The organism is Brevundimonas sp. AVps23W, assembly GCF_058681395.1.
Map to the genome: position 1 here is coordinate 70,974 of NZ_CM178738.1, position 19,380 is coordinate 90,353.

The following is a 19,380-nucleotide window of genomic DNA, read 5'->3' on the forward strand; positions in this document are numbered from 1 at the left end:
GGGGCGCCTCGAGCGGTCGGTCGCTATCGGTCAGAGACGCGATAGCGGTAGCACTCCTTGTTCACCCTGGGGAGTAGATCTCGTTCCGGCCTGCGACGCTGACCGGAACGACGTCCTGGGCGATGATCAGGCCTTGATTCCTAGATGCTCCGCGAAATTCCCACCGCGATAGTCGGCGTCAAACAGGCCGTCCTCGATCAGTTGCGGCACCAAGCGCTCGAACAGCAAGTCCATCGATCGCGCCGCCCCGCCCGGAAGGGCGATGAAGCCGTCGCCGGCGCCCGCTTCGAACCACCGGGCGATCTCGCGGGCGGCGTCCTGGGGCGTGCCGACAAACAGCCAATGCGCTGACCCGGAGACTTCCGGCCGATCCAGAAGCTCGCTCACCGTCGGCGTTTCCCGTTCGATCAATCTGCGCAACAGGTCGGCATGGGTGCGGCTGCGCACGGGCCGGTTCAACTTCGGCAACATGCCCGGCGTGATCGGCATGTCGGCGGGCAGTGCGCCGACGTCCAGGCCCAGGTTCTCCAGAATATAGGCGTGCTTGCGCTGCAGATTCTGTCCGGCATGGGTTTGCGCATACAGGTCGCGCGCCTCCGACTCGGTGTCGCCCAGAAACAGGCTTAGCCCCGGCAAGACGCGCAGATCGTCGGGATCGCGGCCGTGCGCGCTGGCCCGCGAGCGAAGATCGGCGCGCAGATCGACGCCCGCGGCGATGTCCGGCGCGGCGGCGAAGACGCCATGGGCGACACGCGCCGCGAAATCCCGTCCCCATTCCGATGCCCCGGCCTGGAAGAGGGGAATCTTGGCGCCAGGATAGGTTGGAACGGTCAGGGGGCCCTCGACCGAGAAATGGCTGCCGCGATGATGAATCGGCTGCACCTTGTCGGCATTGGCGTAGAGGCCGTTCGCGCGATCCAGCACCAGCGCCTCGTCCGGATAGCTGGCCCACAGGGCTTGCACGACATCGGTGAACTCACGCGCCTTGGCGTATCGATCCGCCGACGAAAGCATGGGCTCGTCGCCGAAATTGTCGCTGCCGTCCATCGAGGTGACGATGTTCCAGCCGGCGCGGCCCCGGCTCAGCCAGTTGAGCGACTGGATCTGCCGCGCCACCACATAGGGCGGGTAGAAGCTGGTGGAGGCGGTGGAGACAAGGCCGATGCGCTGGGTCTCTTGCGCGATCGCCGTCAGGAGCAGGCTCGGATCCAGACTGCTGAACCCCGGCGCGCTGGACAGTCGCGACGCATCGAGAAAGAGCGAGTCCGGCCGGAACAGAAAATCCAGCTTGGCCGCCTCCGCCCGCTTGGCGATGTCGATGTAGAAATCGGCGCAATGAATGTTCTCGATGCCGCTGTCGGGCCGCCGCCAGCCTTCGCCGTTCAGCCAGGTTATCGCCAGCGACAGACCAATACAAAGCTTGCCCGACCGGGTCATGACGCCTCCTCTTGTGAATATGAAACCGTTTGCGGCCCGCCCCCGCCGACGCCGCCCGCCCCCCCGATGGTGGGGACGATCAACGGCGTGCCGGTGACGGGATCGCGCAAGACCATGCAGGCCAGGCCGAAGACCTGGTCGATCCGCTCTGGCGTCAGGACGTCGTCCGGGGCGCCGGCGGCGACGATGGCCCCGTCCCGCATGGCGATGACATGGTCGGCGTATCGCGCCGCCTGGTTCAGGTCGTGCAACACCATCACCAGGGTCTTGCCATGGTCGCGATTGAGGCTTCGGCAAAGCTCGAGCACCTCGAACTGGTGGGCCACATCCAGATAGGTCGTCGGCTCGTCAAGGAGCAGGACCGGCGTTTCCTGGGCGAGCACGAGCGCCAGCCAGACACGTTGACGCTGACCGCCGGACAGCTCATCGACGACGCGGTCGGCCAGATCCGCCACCTGGGCCTGGGCCATCGCGCGCCGCACCGCCTGATCGTCCGCCTCCGACCACTGGCGCAGCAGGGTCTGATGCGGATAACGCCCGCGGGCGACCAGATCGGCCGCCGTAATCCCATGCGGCGCGCTGGCGGACTGCGGCAGATAGGCCAGGGTGCGCGCCAGGGCCTTGGCGCCATAGTCGCGGATGTCTCGACCGCCCAGGAATATCTGGCCGGCGCTGGGGGGCAAGAGCCGTGACAGCGCGCGAAGAAGAGTCGACTTGCCGCAGGCGTTGGCGCCGATGATGACGCTGATCTGGCCCAGCGGGATGTCCACATCCAGATCGCGTGAGACCACGCGCCGGCCATAGGAGAGCCCAAGGGCTTGTCCGCGAAGGAGTATGTCTGCGGGGTAGGGCATCAGGTCACAGAGTGCGCGATCGGCTGAGCAGCCAAAGGAAATAGACGCCGCCGATCAGGCCGGTCATGCGGCCGATCGGGAGGGTGGCGTGAAACGGCAGAGCCTGGGTGACCAGATCGGCCAGAAGCACCAGGCCCCCGCCCATCAGGGCCGCCGTCGCGATGGGCACGCCCCGCGACAGGCTCAACCGCTTGGCCAGCTGTGGCGCGGCGAGCGCGATGAAGGCGATCGGCCCTGCCGCGCCGGTCGCCAGGGCGGCCAGGGCCACGCCGATCGCGACGGCGAACAACCGCGTGCGGTCGACCGCGATCCCAAGCTGCCGGCCGAGGTCGTCCCCCATCTCCATGATCGCGAGCCGACGGGCCAGCGCCATGGCCAGCGGCGTAAGGATGACCACGGCCGTCATCACCGGGACGGCGTGATCCCAGGTGCGGGCGTTGAGCGAACCGGCGAGCCAGAGGTTGGCCAGAACCGCGCTGTCGAGCTTTCCTTGCGACAGAAGCAGCCCATTGAGCGCGGCCAGGGCTGCGCCGACGCCGATCCCGACCAGCACGAGCCGATCACCGACGATCCTGCCGCCCGTCAGAGACAAGAGATAGACGATCACGGCTGCGGCCAGACCGCCGCAAACCGCCGCAGACGCAATGCCCAGGGGCTGTTGCCCGACCAGCACGATCCAGGCGATCGCCCCTGTCGCGGATCCGGTCATGAACCCGATCACATCGGGCGAGCCGAGAGGGTTGCGCGACACCGACTGGAAGATGGCGCCGGAAACGCCCAGGGCCGCCCCGACGAAAAAGCCCGTCGCCGCCCTCGGCAGACGAAGGCCCAGAATAATCCTGCGATCGCTTTCCTCCCCGCCGCCGCTGAACAGGATTTCGGCGATCTGGCTCGGCGCGATCTCTATTCGCCCCATGGTCAGCAGACCTGCGGTCAGGCCGACCGTCAGCAGCGCCAGAAGCAGGGCGACCGTCATTGTCCGCGGGTGCAGACGCACGGCGATGCGGTTCGCCCTCCACACCGGCCCCACGACGCTGGCGGTCACGCGGAATAAAGCGCGATCACCCATGTCTCGCGAGCCTTCCCTTGCGGACCAGCGCGATAAAGAAAGGCGCCCCGATCAGGGCGACCATGACGCCGACATCGATCTCGCCGGACCGAATGATCAGCCGCCCGGCGCAATCGGCCGCGAGCATCAGGAGCGCGCCGATCAACATCGCATAGGCGATCAGCCAGCGATGGCTCGGCCCCACGACCGCGCGAGCGACATGGGGTGCAGCCAGGCCCAGAAAGCTGATGGGCCCTGCGGCGGCGGTCGCCGCGCCGGCCAGAAGAATGACGGCCAGCGACGCAAGCGACCAGACCGCAGCCGGGCTCGCCCCGAGACCCCGCGCCAGGTCATCCCCCAGAACCACGGCGTCCAGAGCGCGGGCCAACCCCGCCACGATGGCCAGACCGAGCCCGACGAGAACCGTCACCGGCGCCAGAACCTCATAGCCCCGGCCCTCCAACGATCCGACAGCCCAGTGACGGAACCGATCAAACACCTCGGCGTCGCTGTTGACGGTGATGATCTGGGTGAGCGCGAGCAGGACGACCGACAGGGCCGATCCCGTCAGCACCAGCCGCACGGGGCTAAAACGTCCCATAAGCCCGCCCAGCAGGACGACGGCGAGCCCGGCGAGCGCCGCGCCGACAAGACCGCCGAAGATCGAGCCTGCGACGCCCGAACCGCCGAAGCCGGCGATGGCGACCACGACGCCAGCCGCCGCACCGGCGTTGACGCCGAGCAGTCCGGGTTCAGCCAGCGGGTTACGGGTCAAGGCCTGCATGACGACGCCCGCCGCCCCCAGCGCCGCTCCGGCCACGATGGCGACCAGGGCCCGGGGAACGCGCAGATACCGGATCAGCAAATGATCGCTGTTCGTGGGATCAAAGGCGACAAAGCCATGCCAGGCCGTCGCGGCAGTGATGGCGCGCGCGCCCAGCAACAGGCTGGCCACGGCCAACAGGGCCAAAAGGATCAGGCCCAAAATCAGGCCCCAAATCAGGCCCGCGCCCGGTCCTCCAAGTCTGCGGGCCCAGGGTGAGCCAAGAGCGTCACGCCCTCCTCGGGCCGAGATCACCGCTCGAAGGCCTTGGTCAGACCATCGACGATTTCGGTCGCGCTGTAATAGTCGATCCGAAAGGAATTGGCGCCCAGCCCATGGACCTGTTTCTTGCGAACAGACGGCAGGTTGGCGAGGACGGGATCGTTCAGGAAGGCGGCGGAGCGGCTATCGTCGACCCGCAACAGAAACGTCGTCTCCGCCTTCAGCTTGGTCAGGTTTTCGTACTGCGACCACACGAAGTCCGTGCGGGGCTCGGGCGTGCTGTGCCAGCGAGGGTCGGGGTTCTCGACCTTGAACCCCATGGCTTCCAGCAGTTGCCCATGCGCGCCGTCGCTGGTCGCGATGGGATTACGCGCGCCCGGCCCGTTGTAGCTGATGATATTGACCATCCCGGCGGGTGGCGCGATCCGGCTTCTGGCGTTGGCGACATAGCGGTCGAAGTCGGCGATCCGGGCGGCGGCCTGCGCCTCAAGCCCGGTGGCCTGACCCAGTTTGACGGCAAGGCTTTGCCAGGTCTGGCCGCCGTAATCGAGGACGATGGTGGGGGCGATGGCCTGAAGCTCGGCGAGATGCTCGAGCGCCGAGTCCGCGCCCCCCGTGGACACCACGATCAGATCCGGCCTCACCGACTGAGCAGCCTCAAGGTCGATACTGCCTGCGGGCCAGACGTTCTCAACGCCTCGCGCGTCGGCGACGTCCGCCCATTGCGCGAAGAAGACGCCGTTGGCCGCCGAGGTGCTGGCCACAACCGGCGCATTGATCGCCAGCAGGGTTCCCGTGATCGAGGTCGATGTCGACAGGATGCGGCGCGGCTTGGCGGGAATGTCCGTAAAGGTGCCGTCGGCATTGGCGAAGTGACGACGCCACTCGCCGGCGGTCTGCGTCTCGGCCGGGACTGCTTTTCGATCACAAGCCGCCAAGCCCAGCGTCGCCAGGCTCAGCGCCGCCATCAGGACGATAAGCCCGGCAATTCGGATCGGGCGTGACGCGGCAAGCATGTGGGTTCCAATCGACCGGCGCCGACAGACGCCTTGAACTCGCGAGTAGTTATCATTAGCGATTATAGATCGGCTGGATCAACCGTCTTGGCTTTGGCCAGATCGGGAAATGCTGTCGCGAGATCGCACCGGCGGATCCGGCGTCTCGCGCGGTGCGAGGCCTTAGGACGACGGAAGACCAAGTGCGATGAATTCCACCACGACCGCCGAAAGCCGGTTATCGATCTCGCAGGTGCTGGGCGAGGCCCATCTACGGTCCCTGCCGGCCCCTCGAGCGGAGGGGCACGCCCATCCGTCCGCAGTCGTGGCGGGCGCCTTGTGGGCTCGCGAGGTGCAGACCGGCCTGATCGTCAACACCCACGACGTCACCTATCTTTCCAACTGCGCCTTCGACGCCGACAAGGAGCGCTCGCTCAGTTGCGGCCTGGTGCTGACCGGCGATGTGGTGCCGATCGCGCTGGACGGCTATCTCCCCGCCCGACAGGCGCTGAATCGACCGTTCGTCATGGGGTTTGGACAGTCGACCCCCTGCGGCCGCACCTGGCGGGCCGGCGCGAAAAGCCGGGGCGCCGGCTTCACCTTGACGCCCCGGTTCCTCGAACGATTTGGCGATTTGGCGGACGAGGATGGCCTGGCCGTTCTGCACGACTATCTGCGTCCTGGGTTCCACAGCACGGCTCTGCCCGCCTCGCATCGGCTGACGCAGATCGCGCACCGGCTTCTGGACAATCCCTATGGCGGACGGCTGGCCGATCTCTTCGCCGAAACCCATGCGCTGCAATTTGTATTTGAGACCGCGATCCTGCTCCGTGACGAAGAGCGGACGGTTCGACGGGTCGGACGCCTGAACTACCGACGCGCCAGCGAGGCCCGCGAAATCCTCGACGCCTCCCTGGCCCATCCCCCGAGTTCGCTTGAGCTCGCCCGGCGCGTAGGAATCAACCTGACAACCCTGCAAGCCAGCTTCAAGGGCGCGTTCGGCACGACCCTGTTCGGCTATGTGCGCGACCGGCGTCTGGAGATGGGCCGGGAGCTGATCCTCGAACAGGGCCTGGGCATAGCCGAGGCCGGCTATCGGGTCGGCTTCACCAGCCCGGCGGCCTTCACCGCGGCGTACCGGCGCCATTTTGGCCGGCCGCCTTCCGCTGAAGACCGCGCCGGCCAGTGACGGCGGTTACCAGGAGAGCTTCAGCGAAGCGGTGAGCGTCCTGCCCGTGCCGTAGTAGCAGGAGGTCAGCGCCGAGCAGGTGGCGACATACCGCTTGTCGGCCAGGTTGCTGCCGTTCAGGGCCAGAACCGCGTGGGCGCCGCCGATCTCGCCCAGGTCATAGCGCACGGCCGCATCGAACAGCTGATAGGAGTCGATCGCCAAGGTGTTGGCCAGATCGCCATAGGTGCTGTCGACATAGCGCACGCCGCCCGCCACGCTCAGACCCTGCGCCGGACCGCGATCGAACGTGTAGTCCGCCCAGAACGATCCCATCCAGTCGGGCACCCGGATCATGTCGTGGCCCTGGTTGGTGGTGTCGCGGGTGACTTCTGAGTCGAACAATGTGCCCGCCCCGATCAGGCTCAAGCCCTCGAGCGGCGTCACGCGCCCTTCAAGCTCCAGCCCGCGAATGCGGACCTGGCCGGTCTGGACCTGATACGCCTCGGCTCCGGTGTTCAACGGATCGGCGGTCAGGACGTTGTCCTGGCGCAATTCGTAGGCCGAGAGGGTGATCATGCCGTCGATGGTCTGGGGCTCGTACTTCAAGCCGGCTTCCCACTGGTCGGCGGTGATGGCCTCGAAAGCACTGCCGTCACGCGCCGTGCCGGGCGTGGGCTGGAACGACTGGGAATAGCTCACATAGGGCGAGAGACCGTTGTCGAAGGCGTAAAGCAGCCCCGCCCGTCCGGAAAACGCTTCGTTCTTGGTCTTCACTCGAACATTGGTCAGGGTGTTCAGCGAGTCCAGATTGGCCCAGTCATAACGGCCGCCCAGGGTCAGACGCCATTTCCCCGACTTGATCTGATCCTGGAGATAGACGCCGGTCTGTCGGTCGGTTTCGTCCGTGCCGACCTGGTTCGCGAGGGTCGGGGCGAAGTCGTAGTTGGTGTAGACCGGGTCATAGACGTCGATCTGGATCGCGGTCTGCGACACGACGGCCTGTTTGCGCAGGAAGGTCCAGTCGGTCTGTTGCCAATCGACGCCGGCCAGGACGGCGTGCTCGAACGCGCCGGTCGAGAATTCCCCGGCCAGCCGGGTGTCGATCGTATAGCCGTCGGAGTCTCCCTCCCCCTGAACGGCCCGACGGGGCAGAATTCTTCCGTCTGTGAGACTGTTGGGATTGGTGACCGTCTGACCGCGAACGCCATAGACCACCGTGGCGCGGTACAGCGAGTCCACGTGCATCACGCGCGCGCTCTGGCTCAGGGTCAGGGCGTCGCTGAAGCGGTGCTCGAACTGGTAACCCGCCGACCAGACGGTGCGATCATAGACGTTCCAGTTCGGCTCGCCCAGGAAGGTCTGGTTGTCGATATAACCGTTCGCGGCGGGGATGACAGAGCCCTGGTAGGGCAGGAACTGGAATGTGCTGCCGCCGCTGTCTTCCTGATAGAGGCCCAGGAGCGTCAGCCGGGTGTCGCCGTCCTTGGCCTTGAACTCGACGCTGGGCGCCACCAGCCATTGCTGATGATCGACATGATCAAGCTGGGTTCCCCCGTCCTTGAAGAAGGCGACGAGCCGCCCCTGAATCTGCCCGTCAGCGGCGCCGCCGCCAACATCGCCGGCGATCTGGTACTTGCCGTTGGCGTCTGCGGACAGTTGCAGCACCTGCGCCTGGCCCGCGACCGGCGTCTTGCTGACCTGGTTGACCATGCCGCCGGGGGCGAGTTGACCATAGAGAACGCTTGAGGGGCCCTTCACGACCTCCACCTGCTGCATGTTCCAGGTATTGATCGAAGCGTGGTTCCAGCTCGAACTGCTGTCAGAGGGCATCCGAAGCCCGTCCAGCATCACATTGCTGGCGAAGCCGCCCGCGTCGAAGCCGCGAATGTACATGTCGTCGATCCGGTTATCCATGCCCGAGCTTTCCGGCAGGACCCCGGCGACATAGCGGGTCGCCTCGTTGAGGGTCTGCACGCCGCGCGCGTCAAGTTCGTCGCGCGTGATCACCGAGACCGATTGCGGCGTGTCGATCAATGTCGTCTGGGTCTTGGTCGCAGCGCCGACGGATTCGGCGGTGCGATAGGCGTTGACGACGATCTCATCGATCTCCTGCGCGTCTGCACCAGTTGGCGCGCTCTGCGTCGATGAGGCGTTCTGGGCGAGAGCCGGCGACGCCACGGCGAGAACCAGGGCGAGGGCGCTCGCGGAACAAGACAAGGCCGGCCCGGACAGGCGCAGGCTGCGGATAGGGGAAACGGCGTGCTGCGGGCGCATGGTTTGACCTTTATTGAGAATGCCTCGCAATACTGATGATTGGCCAAGCTCGGCAATAGCGGCGGCTATGTCAGGCTGAAGGATTGCTGTCGCCAGATGCAGATCGGCGCCCGGACGACACGCGACCGGCGATGCCGGGCGCTAACCGAGGGCAAACGACAGGAGATGACATGCCCGAGACCCTCGCTCGCGTCCCCACCCCGCACGCCGCCAAATACCTGCAACAACTCTGCAAACACTGGGCGCACCGGTTCGAGGTGGACTTCACGCCGGATCACGCCGTGGTGGCCCTGCCCGAAGCGCGCCTGACCCTGAACGCCTTCCCCGAGGCGCTCGAAATCCTGCTCCAGGGCGAGAGCCTTGAAGGCGTCCTGCGTATGCGAGACGTCGTTCAGTCACACGTGGACGGCTTCGCCTTCAGAGAAGCGCCGCTAAAGTACGCTTGGCGGCCATAGAGGCGCTGGACGAGGCTTGCGATGGGCGGGCCTCGGCGTCACGGCTTTGCCGCTGTCACGGGCCAGATCAGAGACAGGGATCCGGTCTGGAATCAGACCATGGACGTTCAGTCGAATCGGAACTCGCCGCACCCGGACCGGCGAACGAAGTCGCGCTCTTTGACGAAACCAATCGCAAATTCGCGAAGGGCCTGATCGACGAACGCATCTAAGACATTGAAATTGGAGCGGGCGATGGGAATCGAACCCACGACATTCAGCTTGGGAAGCTGACGTTCTACCGCTGAACTACGCCCGCGCGAGGTCTTCCTTAGACGCAGGTCTGGCGCGGCTCAAGGCGGCGGGGCAAGGTCTTGTGGGGAGAGGATGCGAAATGCGGCAAGACGACGAAGGGAGCGGCCTGGACGGCCTCGGCTTCGGCTGCCTCGCGGCCTCGATCTTGGCGGCGGCGATTGCGGCGGCGCTGTGGGTGATCTTCGCCTGGGGCGTCAATCAGGCCTGAGCGCCGCCGCCTTTGGTTTTATTCGACGCTTTCGACGGCGACGCCGCGAGACTTCAGGATCGACTGGACGCTGTCGTCGCCGGTCAGGTGGGCGGCGCCCACGGCGATGAAGGCCGTGCCGGAACCCTGGAGCTGGGTCTGGATCTGGTCGGCCCAGTCGGTGTTCCGGTCGACGATCAGGGGACCGTAAAGAGCAGGAAAGTCGGCCTTCATTTCAGCGACCGTAATGGCCTCCAGCGCCTTCACATCGCCTTTAGCCCACGCGTCCACTAAGCTATCCAGCATTTCGGCGCCTCGCTGATAGTCCCTGATTCCCTCTCGAACCAGATCGACCTGTACCGCCTCGGGCAGGTCCGCCGGAACTCGAACCTGCTGCTCGATCGTCTCGAAACCATGCGACGACTTGCCTGCTGCGTCGGCGCGGGCCTTAAGAATCCGCTCGGCGCCCGACATCGGATCGTAACCGGCCTTAGCCAGGGGCGCCAAGGCCAAGGTCATCCCCGCCCACCACGGACGCATCGGCTCCATCGCTTCAGCCGTCGCGCCGATGCTGGCAGCAGCGGCCTCGAGCCCGATCCGTTCTTCCACCGTGAGGTAGCTAGAGAGGCGCTTATTCGAGGAATAGCCATGTTGTTGGATGACGGCCACGACGGCGGCTTGGTCGTCGGGATTGCTGAACTCGAACCATATCTGGTCCGAACTATCGAAAGCGGCCTCGACCTTGGGACTGAGCCAACCGACGGTCGGGCGCAGCACATGGACCGTACCAAACAAATACAGGGTCGAGTCCGCATCCTTGACCACCCACAGGGCCGGGCCCTGGCCCTGAATGGCGGGCGCGGCGGCGGCAGGAGCCGGGGCGGCTTGAGCCAGGGCCTGAGCGGGCGCGCCAGCGATGGCGAAGACCAGGGCCAGGCCGGCGGCGGCGGCGGCGGCGCCCTGGGCCAGGCTGGAGACGGAGGATTTCAGACGTTTGGCGAGAGTCATGGCTGTTTCCTTCGGTTGAGAGTTTTCAATGGAGGCCGCGCCGCATCGAGGCGACGGTGGAGGCCAGAAGGTAGATCGTCATCAGCACGGCCATCATGCCCCAGGCGGAGACCCCGCCGGTCAGGCCCAGGCGTTCGGCGGCGGCATAGAGGAACAGGGCCATCTGCGAGGCCCAAAAGGCCAGGGCGCTGGTCTCGACCATCACCCGTCGCAGCATCTCGTCCGCACGGCGCCACAGCAGCAGATTGGCGACGGACTGGACGACGGACAGCACCACCAGGCCGACGAAGACGAGGTCGGGGGCCATCACGGCGGGGCCCCACATCGGGGCCAGCATCAGCACGCCGGCGATCATCATGACGACAGCCTGCAGCACGCCGCACCCGCTGGGCAGCTTCGGGGAACGCAGGACGACCATCACCGCCATCATCACCCCCGTCGCCAGCAACAGGGCGGCGATGACCAGGGCCAGGGCGTCGTCCCAACTCAGGTCTTCGATGGCGAGTTGACCGCCGACCAGATAGCCGACGCCGGCGCCGACCAGGGCGAGGAACACCAGGCCGCCGATACGCAGCGGCCAGGACATTTTGATCTCTTCAACGCTCGACATGTCAGTCCTCCGAGAAGATGGATTCGATGGGTTGGTCGAAGACGCGGGCGATCTTGAAGGCCAGAGGCAGGGAGGGGTCGTAGCGACCGGTCTCCAGCGCATTGACCGTCTGGCGCGACACGCCCAGCAGTTCGGCGAGATGGGCCTGGGACCAGTCGCGTTCGGCCCGCAGCACCTTGAGGCGGTTGTTCACGGTTCAGCCCTCACCGGCGCTTCCACCACCACCAGATCCAGGCGACGCCGTAGCCAACCAACATCAGCAACATCATCGCATAGGCGCCGATGGCCGCATGGATGGCGGGGTCTTCGCGGCCAAAAAATGTGAAGGGAGGACGCCAACTCGACGCTTGAGGCACCAGGGACAGAATGATCGCGACGCTGCCCAGCATCATGCCCGTCGAGCCGCCCCAGAACCAGGCCGACTTGTGAGCCTCGCGCGCCGCCTCGTCGATCGAACGCATCCACAACACGGCCGTCCATAGGGCGGCGGACATAAGCCCGACACCCAACAGGCCGAGCACGACCGGCGCGACCGCCGCCGCAAACCGGGCCATGGCGTCAGGGTCGTCGGCGAAGAAATAGCCGACCGCGTATCCAGCGACGCCGGAGAGGATGATCAGGGCGACCATGGCTACAGCCGAGCCGATCAAGATTTTCACCACAGTCCGCGGCATGGAACGCTTCCTTGTCTTTATGACAAGGAAACTTTACCTAGCGACCTGGAGGTGTCAAGCACCCTTGTCAAAGAGACAAGGTCAGTTGTCTGCCGGTCCCGTCAGCTCCGGCCGGGTGATCAACCGCGGCTGGATTTCGACCTGAGAAAGCGCAGGAATTTCCTTGCCCTCGTGGTCCACCTGAAGATCCTCGAACCGGCGGGCCGAGACCATGACCTGGCTCTCCAGCGAGCCGACGAACTGGTTGTATTTCCCGACCGCCTGATCCAGCGCCCGACCCACCGCCGAGGCGTGGCCGCCCATGACCGACAGCCGCTTGTAGAGTTCGCGCCCCAGGGCGGCGACCTTGTCGGCGTTGGCCGCCTGTTCCTCGGCCCGCCAGCCGTAGGCCACGGCCTTGCACAGGGCGAACAGGGTGGACGGAGTGGCGATGACGACCCGCGATTCCATGGCGTCCGACAACAGGTCCGGCGCATGGTCCAGGGCGGTAGCCAGGAAGCTGTCGCCCGGCACGAACAGGACGACGAAATCCGGGCTGGGCTTGAACTGGTCCTGATAGGCCTTGGACGACAGCTGGCGGACGTGGGTCTTCAGGCTGGCGGCGATGCGCAGGCCGACCGAGCGGACGCGCGCCTCCTCGTCGCCTTCCTCGTCGTCAAAGGCCAGGGGCACCTTGGCGTCGATCACGAACAGACCGCCGCCGGGCAGACGCACCAGGAAGTCGGGCCGGTTCTGCCGCCCCTCGTCGTCGGCGCTCGAGGTCTGTTCGGTGAAGTCGAACCGCCCGGCCATGCCGGCGGCCTCCAACACGTTGCGGCAGGTCTGTTCGCCCCAGCGACCGCGCCGGCCGGTATTGCCTCGCAGGGCCTCGGTCAGTTTGCGCGCCTCGTCCCGCGTCGCCGACGAGGCGGCCATCAGCTGGGTCAGCTGTTCCTTGAGACCGCCGGTCTCCTCGGCGCGGGTCTTCTCCAGCGCCGCCACATGTTCCTGAAACTTCGTCAGGGTGTCGGCCACCGGCTTCAGCTGCGCCGCCATCCGCTCGCGCGCCAGCTGGTCCTGGGCGCGGAAGGTCTCGGTCGCGCGACTGACCATCTGGTCCGCCACTACCTGGGCCGACTGGGCCGCCTGAGCCTTCAGCAGTTCGCCCATGGTGACCCGGCTCTCCTCGACCAGATCGATCCGCGCCAGGGCCGCCGACAACGCCCCCTGCGCCCTCTGCCACCCCATAAAGGCCCACAGGAAACCGCCCCCAAAGGCAGCGGCGAGGACGGCGAGGATCAGCACGAGCATGTTCATGCTCCGTTCCTAGCGGGAGTCGCCCTCCCGGAAAAGCCGGTCCGCGACCGGCCTTCCGGGAAGGACTTTAACGATCCGCGCCCGAAGCCACGTTGCGGGACGCGATCAGGGCCGAAACGTCGATGCCGGAGCCGACGACGCAGGTTTCCGCATCCAGCGGGCAGACGCCCAGGGTGCGTTCGACCTCGCGCAGGCGGACGACCTCGGGGTTGGACCGGATCGATTCGGCCAGCAGCCGGTTCGCCTCCGCCTGGCCGCGCGCCTGGGCGATGCGGGCCTCGGCGTTGGCCCGTTCCAGATTGACCCGCTCCAGGGCCGCGCGCGTGTTCTGTTCGGCCGTGGTGCGCGACTGGATGGCGGCGACGACGCTCTCCGGATAGCGGATCGACCCGACCCACTCCATCCGGATGATGTCCAGCCCCTGAGGCGCCCATTCACGTTGCAGGGCTTGCATGGCCCTCTGAAGCACGATCTGGCGCCCCGGACCGATCAGTTGGCCGGGGCAGTCCTCGGCGTCCTGGGTGCCGACCGGAGCGATAGGGCCGCCGGGGGCCGCCACGGGCGCGACGGCCGGAACGCTCGACTGCTGGGCGTTGCAGGCTACGGGCAGTTTTTCAGTCTCACGCGCGATAGCTGCCCGCACCGAGGTGCGCAGCGGGCCGTCGATGAAGGCGTCGAACTCCTGACGCCAGGTGGCGTAGAGGTCGGCGGCACGGTCCTCGCGCACCTTGAAGGTCAGGGCCACGTCGGCGGTCATCGGCAGACCCAGAACGTCGGAGAACATGATCTCCTCGTTCTCGCGACCGTCGGCGTTCGGCTCACGCGTGTAGGAATAGGTGCGTTGCAGGGTCTGATATGTGCGGATCTTCTCGCCAATCCCTTCCCAGTGGAAACCCGGTCCGAGTTCCTCCTTCTGGACGCCAGGGTTCGGCCCGAACTTGGTGGTCTTGATCCCCATATAGCCGCTCTCGACCGTGACGCTGCACGACGAGACGCTGATCGAGGCGACCACGATCAACCCGAGTATGCCGCCGATCATCAGCAGGGTGCGGCCCACCGAGCCGCCGCCTCGAAGTGACGGCGGCTTGATCCCGCCCATTCCGGTTCCAAAAGTCATTGGTCTCCCCCCGAGACTCCCAGGGCGCGAGACGCCCAGGCAAACAATCGCCATGCGGCCCAGCACAGGGCCAGAATGCCGGCGATTCCGACCACCGAGGCGGTGATCAGACTGCCGGCGAAATGCGCTTCCAGAATCAGGGGCACGGCGAACCGGACCAGGAAGATGAACCCGATGACCAGGGCGGCGATTCCCGCCGCAGCGCCCAGCGCCACCTTCACCTCGCGCCCCATTTCGCCCCCCACGAACACTTGGCGACTACCACAGCGCGTTTCGGGAGCGGGATCAATCCCGGCGGATCATCACGCCGGCCGGCGCGCCCGCATGGCCTGGACGATGGTGCCGTCGTCCAGCCAGTCCAGTTCGCCGCCCACCGGCACGCCGCGCGCCAGGGAGGTGACCTGGACCTCGGGGCCGGAGATGCGCTCGGCGACATAGTGGGCGGTGGTCTGGCCGTCGACGGTGGCGGGCAGGGCCAGGACGACCTCGCGCACGGCCCCGCCCCCCTCGTTCTGGTGCCTGACCCGTCCGACCAGTTCGGCGATGCGCAGATGTTCGGGGCCGACCCCGTCCAGGGCCGACAGCAGGCCGCCCAGCACATGATATTTGCCGCGGAAGGCGCCGGATCGCTCCATGGCCCACAGGGCGCCGGCCTCCTCGACCACGCAGATCAGGCCGTTGTCGCGCGATCCGTCCGAACAGATGGCGCAGGGGTCGCGCGTGTCGGGCGCGCCGCAGACCGAGCAGGACACCACCTTCTCCGCCGTCTCGGCCAGGGACGCCGCCAGCGGCACAAGCAGCTGCTCGCGCCGTTTCAGCAGGGCCAGGGCCGCGCGCCGGGCGGAGCGAGGGCCCAGGCCGGGAAGCTTGGCGAGAAGGGAGATGAGCCGTTCGATCTCTGGCCCGGCGGAGGCGGCCATCAGAACAGTTTCGGCATTCCGGGAATATTCATCCCGGCCATCGGACCTGCGGCCTCGCGCATCAGGGCGTGGTTGACCTCGTCCAGCTTGCGCTTGGCGTCGGCGTGGGCGGCCACGATCAGATCGGCCAGGATCTCGCCCTCGCCCGGCGTCAGCAGGCTGTCGTCGATCCTGATCGCCGTGATCTCGCCCGCGCCCTTCAGCGCCACGCTCACCAGCCCGCCGCCCGAGGAGCCCTCGGCGGAGGTTTCGGCCATCTTCGCCTGGGCGTCCTGCAGCTTTTGCTGCATCGCCTGGGCCTGCTGCATCAGTTGTGTAAGGTCTTTCATAGGCCCTAGATAAGACGAAGATCGGCGGCGCGACAGGGGTGTTCGCCACATCCCGTTCGGCGCGACGCACGAATGGGCGCACGATCAGAAACGATGGATTGCGATATCTGCACTTGCAACAGTTGCTGAAGCGACTAGATCAGCCCTGCACTTGTTGCTTTCGTAATCAGGACGCCCTCCCATGGCCTATGATGCTGTCACCCAACGCGACGCCCCGCTGTCGGACGCCGCCCTGTCGCAACTCTTCACCGAGGCGCGCACCCGCAACGCCTGGAGCGACCGCCCGGTCGCGCCGGAGCTGCTGCGCCAACTGTACGACCTGACCAAGTTCGGCCCCACGGCGGTCAACGCCAATCCCGCCCGGTTCGTTTTCGTCACCTCGCCCGAGGCCAAGGCGCGCCTGATCCCGCTGATGAGCGAGGGCAACCGCGCCAAGACCCAGCAGGCGCCGGTAAACCTGATCATCGCCCAGGACATCGACTTCCACGAGCATCTGGACGCCCTGTTCCCGCACATGCCAGGCACCAAGGCCTGGTTCGCTGACGAAGCCGGACGCCGCGAAACCGCCTTCCGCAACGCCTCGCTGCAGGGCGGCTATCTGACCATCGCCGCCCGCGCCCTGGGCCTGGACGTCGGCCCGATGTCCGGCTTCGACGCCGCCGCCGTAAAGGCCGAGTTCTTCCCCGACAGCAATGTCGAGCCGAACTATATCCTCAACCTGGGTTACGGCACGGACGAGAACCTGTTCCCGCGCTCGCCGCGCCTGTCGTTCGACCAGGCGGCGACCATTCTCTGAGGTCGTGCGAGCAACCGAAAAGGGGGCGGCCTTCGCGGGCCGCCCCCTTTTTGATTTCCCGAATTCCCGCACCTCAAGTTCGTCATCCTCGCCCTTGTGGCGAGGATCCATACGCCCGGTGTCCGACGTCAGAGCCCGAGAGTATGGATCCTAGGGACAAGCCCTAGGATGACGACAAGGGGATGCGATCAGTTGTTCGGCGGCGCCACACTGGTCGCAGCGGGCGAAGCCGCCGGGGTCTGCTGGGTCGTGGGGGCCGCACCGACCGCCGGGGTTTCGCCGGTCGCGTCGGTCGCAGGCGCGCCTTCAGCGACCGGGGCCTCGCCTTCGGCCGGAGCCGCCGCGCCGGGCTGGCGCGCCGGATCGGGCGCTGGAATGGCGAAGCCGCCGGAGCCCTGATTCCGCAGCCAGGCGATCAGATTGATCCGGGTCTGGGTGTCGCGAATGCCGGCGAAGGACATCTTGGTGCCCGGCACATAGCGGGCCGGGGCGGTGATGAAGCTGTTCAGCTGGTCATAGCCCCAGGTCGGCGCCTCGGCCTTGTGCTTGTTCATGGCGTCCGAATAGGCGAAGCCCGCCCGGTGCATGACCGGCCCGCCGACCACGCCATACAGGTTCGGGCCTATGCCGTCGGCCCCGCCCTGCGCCGCATTGTGGCAGGCCTGGCAGCGCGCGAAGGCGGCCTCGCCGGCGGCCAGGTCGGCGGCCGGCAGGACCGTGCCCCAGTCCGGCGGCAGCTCGGCCTGCTCAGCGCCGGCGGCCTCGTCCGGCGCATCGACGAAATAGCCCATCTTTTCCGGCGGCTCGGAATGATAGATCAGGCCTGACGCCTGTTGCACGACCAGGATGACGAACGCCGTCCCCAGGGCCGCCGCGAAAATCTTGTTCCATTTCAGATCGCCGCTCATGCGCGTCGTCTCATCCCGTCCCAGAGGTTTCCCACCTTCGCCATCTTAACGCAGCGAAGCCTTCCTTGCCTGATCAGGTCTTACACGGTAGCGCGGGCTTCGCAACCGGCGCGAAATCTTAAGCGGCGGCGGGCAGATCGAGGCAGAGCCATGAATCCATTGATATTGATACCCGCTCGCATGGCGGCGACCCGTCTGCCGAACAAGCCGCTGGCCGATATCGGCGGCAAGCCCATGATCGTGCGGGCCTATCAGCAGGCCGAAGCCTCGGGCCTGCCGGTCGCTGTCGCCGCCGGCGACCCCGAGATCGTCGCCGCCATCGAGGCCATCGGCGGCCGCGCCATTCTGACCGATCCCGACCTGCCCTCAGGCTCCGACCGGATCCGCGCCGCCGTGGACGCCATCGACCCGGAAGGCGATTTCGACGCCGTGATCAACGTCCAGGGCGACATGCCCTTCGCCGATCCGGGCCTGGCTGTGGCCTGCGCCGCCATTCTGCACGGCGAACCCAGCTGCGACATCGCCACCCTGGTCGCCGTCGAGGCCGATCTGTCGGATCGGACCAATCCCGACGTGGTCAAGGCCGTCCTGGCCCTGAAAAGCAACGAATGGGGCGAGAACGAGCGTCAGGCCCGCGCCCTCTATTTCACCCGCTCGACCCTGTACGGCGACGCGCCGATCTGGCGTCATATCGGCGTCTATGGCTATCGCCGCGCGGCCCTGAACCGCTTCTGCGCCGCGCCGCAATCGCCGCTGGAGAAGCGCGAGAAGCTGGAACAACTGCGGGCGCTGGAAATGGGGATGCAGATCTGGGCCGCCGCGATCGACGAAGCCCCCCTGTCCGTCGACAATCCCGCCGACCTGGAGGCCGCGCGGGCTCTGGCGTAACGAATCGCCCTCCCCTTCATGGGGAGGGACGGCGAGGCGGAGCCGAGCCCGGGTGGGGCAGTTCGGACTCGCTCACGCCTTTTCGAACCCCACCCCGATCGCTACGCGATCGCCCCTCCCCATGAAGGGGAGGGAGATTACCCCTCCTCCGCCCAGGCCTTGATCAGGCTGTGGGCGATGGCGAAGGGCGGCGGGGCCTGGATGGTCGGATGCTCGCCGGCGATCACCGCCCGCACCTCGGCCCGCGTTAGCCAGGCCACCGATTCCAGCTCGGTCTGATCGGGCCGGGCCTGGTCGTCCGACACCTCGGCGATCAGGCCGATCATCAGTTGCGACGGGAAGGGCCAGGGCTGGCTGGAGTGATAGACGGCGTCGACCACCGTCAGTCCCGCCTCTTCCTTGACCTCGCGGGCGCAGGCCTCCTCGATCGACTCGCCGGGCTCCAGAAAGCCGGCCAGGGCCGACATCCGCCCCGCCGGCCAGGCCGCCTGGCGACCCAGCAGGCACATCGGCTCAGGCCCGCCCTTGTAGACCGGCAGCATGATGGTGACCGGATCGACGCGCGGGAAATGCTCGGTCCCGCAGGCCGGGCAACGCCGCTTCCACCCGCCCGAGGCCGTTTCGCTCAGCGTCCCGCAGTTGGCGCAGAATCCGTGTTTGCGTCGCCAGTCGAACAGGCTCTTGGCCCCGCCCGCCATGGCGGCGTCCTGCGCCGGCAAAATCGCCGCAGCGCCGCGCATCTCGTGAAACACACCCAGGCCGCCCAGCGGGCCGTCAGTCGGGTCGATGGAGCCCTCGAACTCGATGGCGAAGACCGGGGCGTCCTTCCAGAGCCCCAGGAAGACGTCGCGATCCGGCACGATGTCGCGGGCGTGTTTCAGCGACAGCCACGCCAGCCGCGGCCCGTTGGCCGTCTCCTCGACCAGGGGCCGCCCCTCCCACAGGACCAGGGCCTGGGCGTCGGGGTTGGCCTCCTGCGCAGCCAGCCATTCGGGATCGTTGCGCAGGTCGCCGGCGCGGTCGAGCGGATTACCGGCGAAGATGTTCTGATGACGGTGAGGCATCCCTCCTGAT

22 protein-coding genes and 1 tRNA gene are annotated in these 19,380 nt (G+C 66.8%); 5 read left to right on the plus strand and 18 right to left on the minus strand.

The features are described from left to right. Positions 1–126: 126 nt before the first annotated feature. From ACW177_RS00350 to fepB, 5 genes are all read right to left on the minus strand, one after another. On the minus strand, positions 127–1,437 hold the full coding sequence (locus tag ACW177_RS00350) for an NtaA/DmoA family FMN-dependent monooxygenase (RefSeq protein ID WP_492026699.1): 1,311 nt from the start codon (positions 1,435–1,437) through the stop codon (positions 127–129). Next, on the minus strand, positions 1,434–2,228 hold the full coding sequence (locus tag ACW177_RS00355) for an ABC transporter ATP-binding protein (RefSeq protein WP_492026700.1): 795 nt from the start codon (positions 2,226–2,228) through the stop codon (positions 1,434–1,436). Before ACW177_RS00355 ends, ACW177_RS00350 begins: the two co-directional genes overlap by 4 nt. Positions 2,229–2,295: 67 nt before the next feature. Next, positions 2,296–3,360, minus strand: a complete 1,065-nt coding sequence (locus tag ACW177_RS00360; protein WP_492026701.1) for a FecCD family ABC transporter permease — start codon at positions 3,358–3,360, stop codon at positions 2,296–2,298. Then, the gene (locus tag ACW177_RS00365; protein ID WP_492026702.1) at positions 3,353–4,324 is read right to left on the minus strand and encodes a FecCD family ABC transporter permease; all 972 of its coding nucleotides are present in this window, start codon (positions 4,322–4,324) and stop codon (positions 3,353–3,355) included. Before ACW177_RS00365 ends, ACW177_RS00360 begins: the two co-directional genes overlap by 8 nt. A gap of 89 nt (positions 4,325–4,413) precedes the next feature. After that, positions 4,414–5,400 carry a Fe2+-enterobactin ABC transporter substrate-binding protein gene (fepB, locus tag ACW177_RS00370; RefSeq protein WP_492026703.1) on the minus strand — a complete coding sequence of 329 codons (987 nt, stop codon included), beginning with the start codon at positions 5,398–5,400 and terminating at the stop codon, positions 4,414–4,416. A 187-nt stretch (positions 5,401–5,587) separates the two neighbouring features. Between fepB and ACW177_RS00375 the strand changes: the two genes are divergently transcribed. Then, complete coding sequence (locus tag ACW177_RS00375; RefSeq protein WP_492026704.1) at positions 5,588–6,568, plus strand: helix-turn-helix transcriptional regulator; 981 nt, start codon at positions 5,588–5,590, stop codon at positions 6,566–6,568. Positions 6,569–6,574: 6 nt separating this feature from the next. On the opposite strand, the gene ACW177_RS00380 is transcribed toward ACW177_RS00375, so the two are convergent. After that, positions 6,575–8,824: a TonB-dependent siderophore receptor gene (locus ACW177_RS00380; RefSeq protein ID WP_492026705.1), complete on the minus strand. Its 2,250-nt coding sequence runs from the start codon at positions 8,822–8,824 to the stop codon at positions 6,575–6,577. Between the two features lie 170 nt (positions 8,825–8,994). Between ACW177_RS00380 and ACW177_RS00385 the strand changes: the two genes are divergently transcribed. Further along, the gene (locus tag ACW177_RS00385) at positions 8,995–9,279 is read left to right on the plus strand and encodes a DUF2218 domain-containing protein (RefSeq protein ID WP_492026706.1); all 285 of its coding nucleotides are present in this window, start codon (positions 8,995–8,997) and stop codon (positions 9,277–9,279) included. 223 nt (positions 9,280–9,502) lie between these two features. Here the strand turns inward: ACW177_RS00385 and ACW177_RS00390 are convergent. Continuing rightward, a tRNA-Gly gene (locus ACW177_RS00390) sits at positions 9,503–9,577 on the minus strand. 75 nt (positions 9,578–9,652) lie between these two features. Here ACW177_RS00390 and ACW177_RS00395 point away from each other — a divergent pair. Further along, positions 9,653–9,781: a hypothetical protein gene (locus ACW177_RS00395; RefSeq protein ID WP_492026707.1), complete on the plus strand. Its 129-nt coding sequence runs from the start codon at positions 9,653–9,655 to the stop codon at positions 9,779–9,781. Positions 9,782–9,799: 18 nt separating this feature from the next. Here ACW177_RS00395 and ACW177_RS00400 read toward each other — a convergent pair whose 3' ends face one another. The 9 genes from ACW177_RS00400 to ACW177_RS00440 all read right to left on the minus strand — a co-directional run bounded on the left by ACW177_RS00400 (position 9,800) and on the right by ACW177_RS00440 (position 15,714). After that, positions 9,800–10,768, minus strand: coding sequence for a TraB/GumN family protein (locus ACW177_RS00400; RefSeq protein ID WP_492026708.1), 969 nt, complete (start codon positions 10,766–10,768; stop codon positions 9,800–9,802). Between the two features lie 25 nt (positions 10,769–10,793). Next, a complete protein-coding gene (locus tag ACW177_RS00405; protein ID WP_492026709.1) occupies positions 10,794–11,354 on the minus strand; it encodes a hypothetical protein in 561 nt (186 codons plus the stop codon). A gap of 25 nt (positions 11,355–11,379) precedes the next feature. Continuing rightward, positions 11,380–11,571 (minus strand): helix-turn-helix transcriptional regulator, encoded by a 192-nt coding sequence (locus ACW177_RS00410; protein ID WP_271165110.1) that lies wholly within the window; start codon positions 11,569–11,571, stop codon positions 11,380–11,382. Between the two features lie 10 nt (positions 11,572–11,581). Beyond that, positions 11,582–12,052: a hypothetical protein gene (locus tag ACW177_RS00415; protein WP_492026710.1), complete on the minus strand. Its 471-nt coding sequence runs from the start codon at positions 12,050–12,052 to the stop codon at positions 11,582–11,584. A gap of 81 nt (positions 12,053–12,133) precedes the next feature. After that, positions 12,134–13,348 (minus strand): DNA recombination protein RmuC, encoded by a 1,215-nt coding sequence (locus tag ACW177_RS00420; protein ID WP_492026711.1) that lies wholly within the window; start codon positions 13,346–13,348, stop codon positions 12,134–12,136. 67 nt (positions 13,349–13,415) lie between these two features. Next, complete coding sequence (locus tag ACW177_RS00425; protein ID WP_492026712.1) at positions 13,416–14,465, minus strand: SPFH domain-containing protein; 1,050 nt, start codon at positions 14,463–14,465, stop codon at positions 13,416–13,418. Next, positions 14,462–14,698: a hypothetical protein gene (locus tag ACW177_RS00430; RefSeq protein WP_271165106.1), complete on the minus strand. Its 237-nt coding sequence runs from the start codon at positions 14,696–14,698 to the stop codon at positions 14,462–14,464. The genes ACW177_RS00425 and ACW177_RS00430 overlap by 4 nt, the downstream gene beginning before the upstream one ends. 69 nt (positions 14,699–14,767) lie before the next feature. Next, positions 14,768–15,385 (minus strand): recombination mediator RecR, encoded by a 618-nt coding sequence (gene recR / locus ACW177_RS00435; RefSeq protein ID WP_299172704.1) that lies wholly within the window; start codon positions 15,383–15,385, stop codon positions 14,768–14,770. Next, positions 15,385–15,714: a YbaB/EbfC family nucleoid-associated protein gene (locus ACW177_RS00440; protein WP_492026713.1), complete on the minus strand. Its 330-nt coding sequence runs from the start codon at positions 15,712–15,714 to the stop codon at positions 15,385–15,387. Before ACW177_RS00440 ends, recR begins: the two co-directional genes overlap by 1 nt. 181 nt (positions 15,715–15,895) lie before the next feature. Here ACW177_RS00440 and ACW177_RS00445 point away from each other — a divergent pair, with 181 nt between their 5' ends. Continuing rightward, entirely contained in the window at positions 15,896–16,510 is a 615-nt protein-coding gene (locus ACW177_RS00445) for a malonic semialdehyde reductase (protein ID WP_492026714.1), read from the plus strand. 188 nt (positions 16,511–16,698) lie between these two features. Here ACW177_RS00445 and ACW177_RS00450 read toward each other — a convergent pair whose 3' ends face one another. Continuing rightward, entirely contained in the window at positions 16,699–17,418 is a 720-nt protein-coding gene (locus ACW177_RS00450; protein WP_492026715.1) for a c-type cytochrome, read from the minus strand. 150 nt (positions 17,419–17,568) lie between these two features. Here ACW177_RS00450 and ACW177_RS00455 point away from each other — a divergent pair, with 150 nt between their 5' ends. Next, positions 17,569–18,306, plus strand: a complete 738-nt coding sequence (locus tag ACW177_RS00455) for a 3-deoxy-manno-octulosonate cytidylyltransferase (protein ID WP_492026716.1) — start codon at positions 17,569–17,571, stop codon at positions 18,304–18,306. Between the two features lie 137 nt (positions 18,307–18,443). Here the strand turns inward: ACW177_RS00455 and nudC are convergent, their stop codons facing one another. After that, positions 18,444–19,370 carry an NAD(+) diphosphatase gene (gene nudC / locus ACW177_RS00460; RefSeq protein ID WP_492026717.1) on the minus strand — a complete coding sequence of 309 codons (927 nt, stop codon included), beginning with the start codon at positions 19,368–19,370 and terminating at the stop codon, positions 18,444–18,446. Between the last annotated feature and the right edge of the window lie 10 nt (positions 19,371–19,380).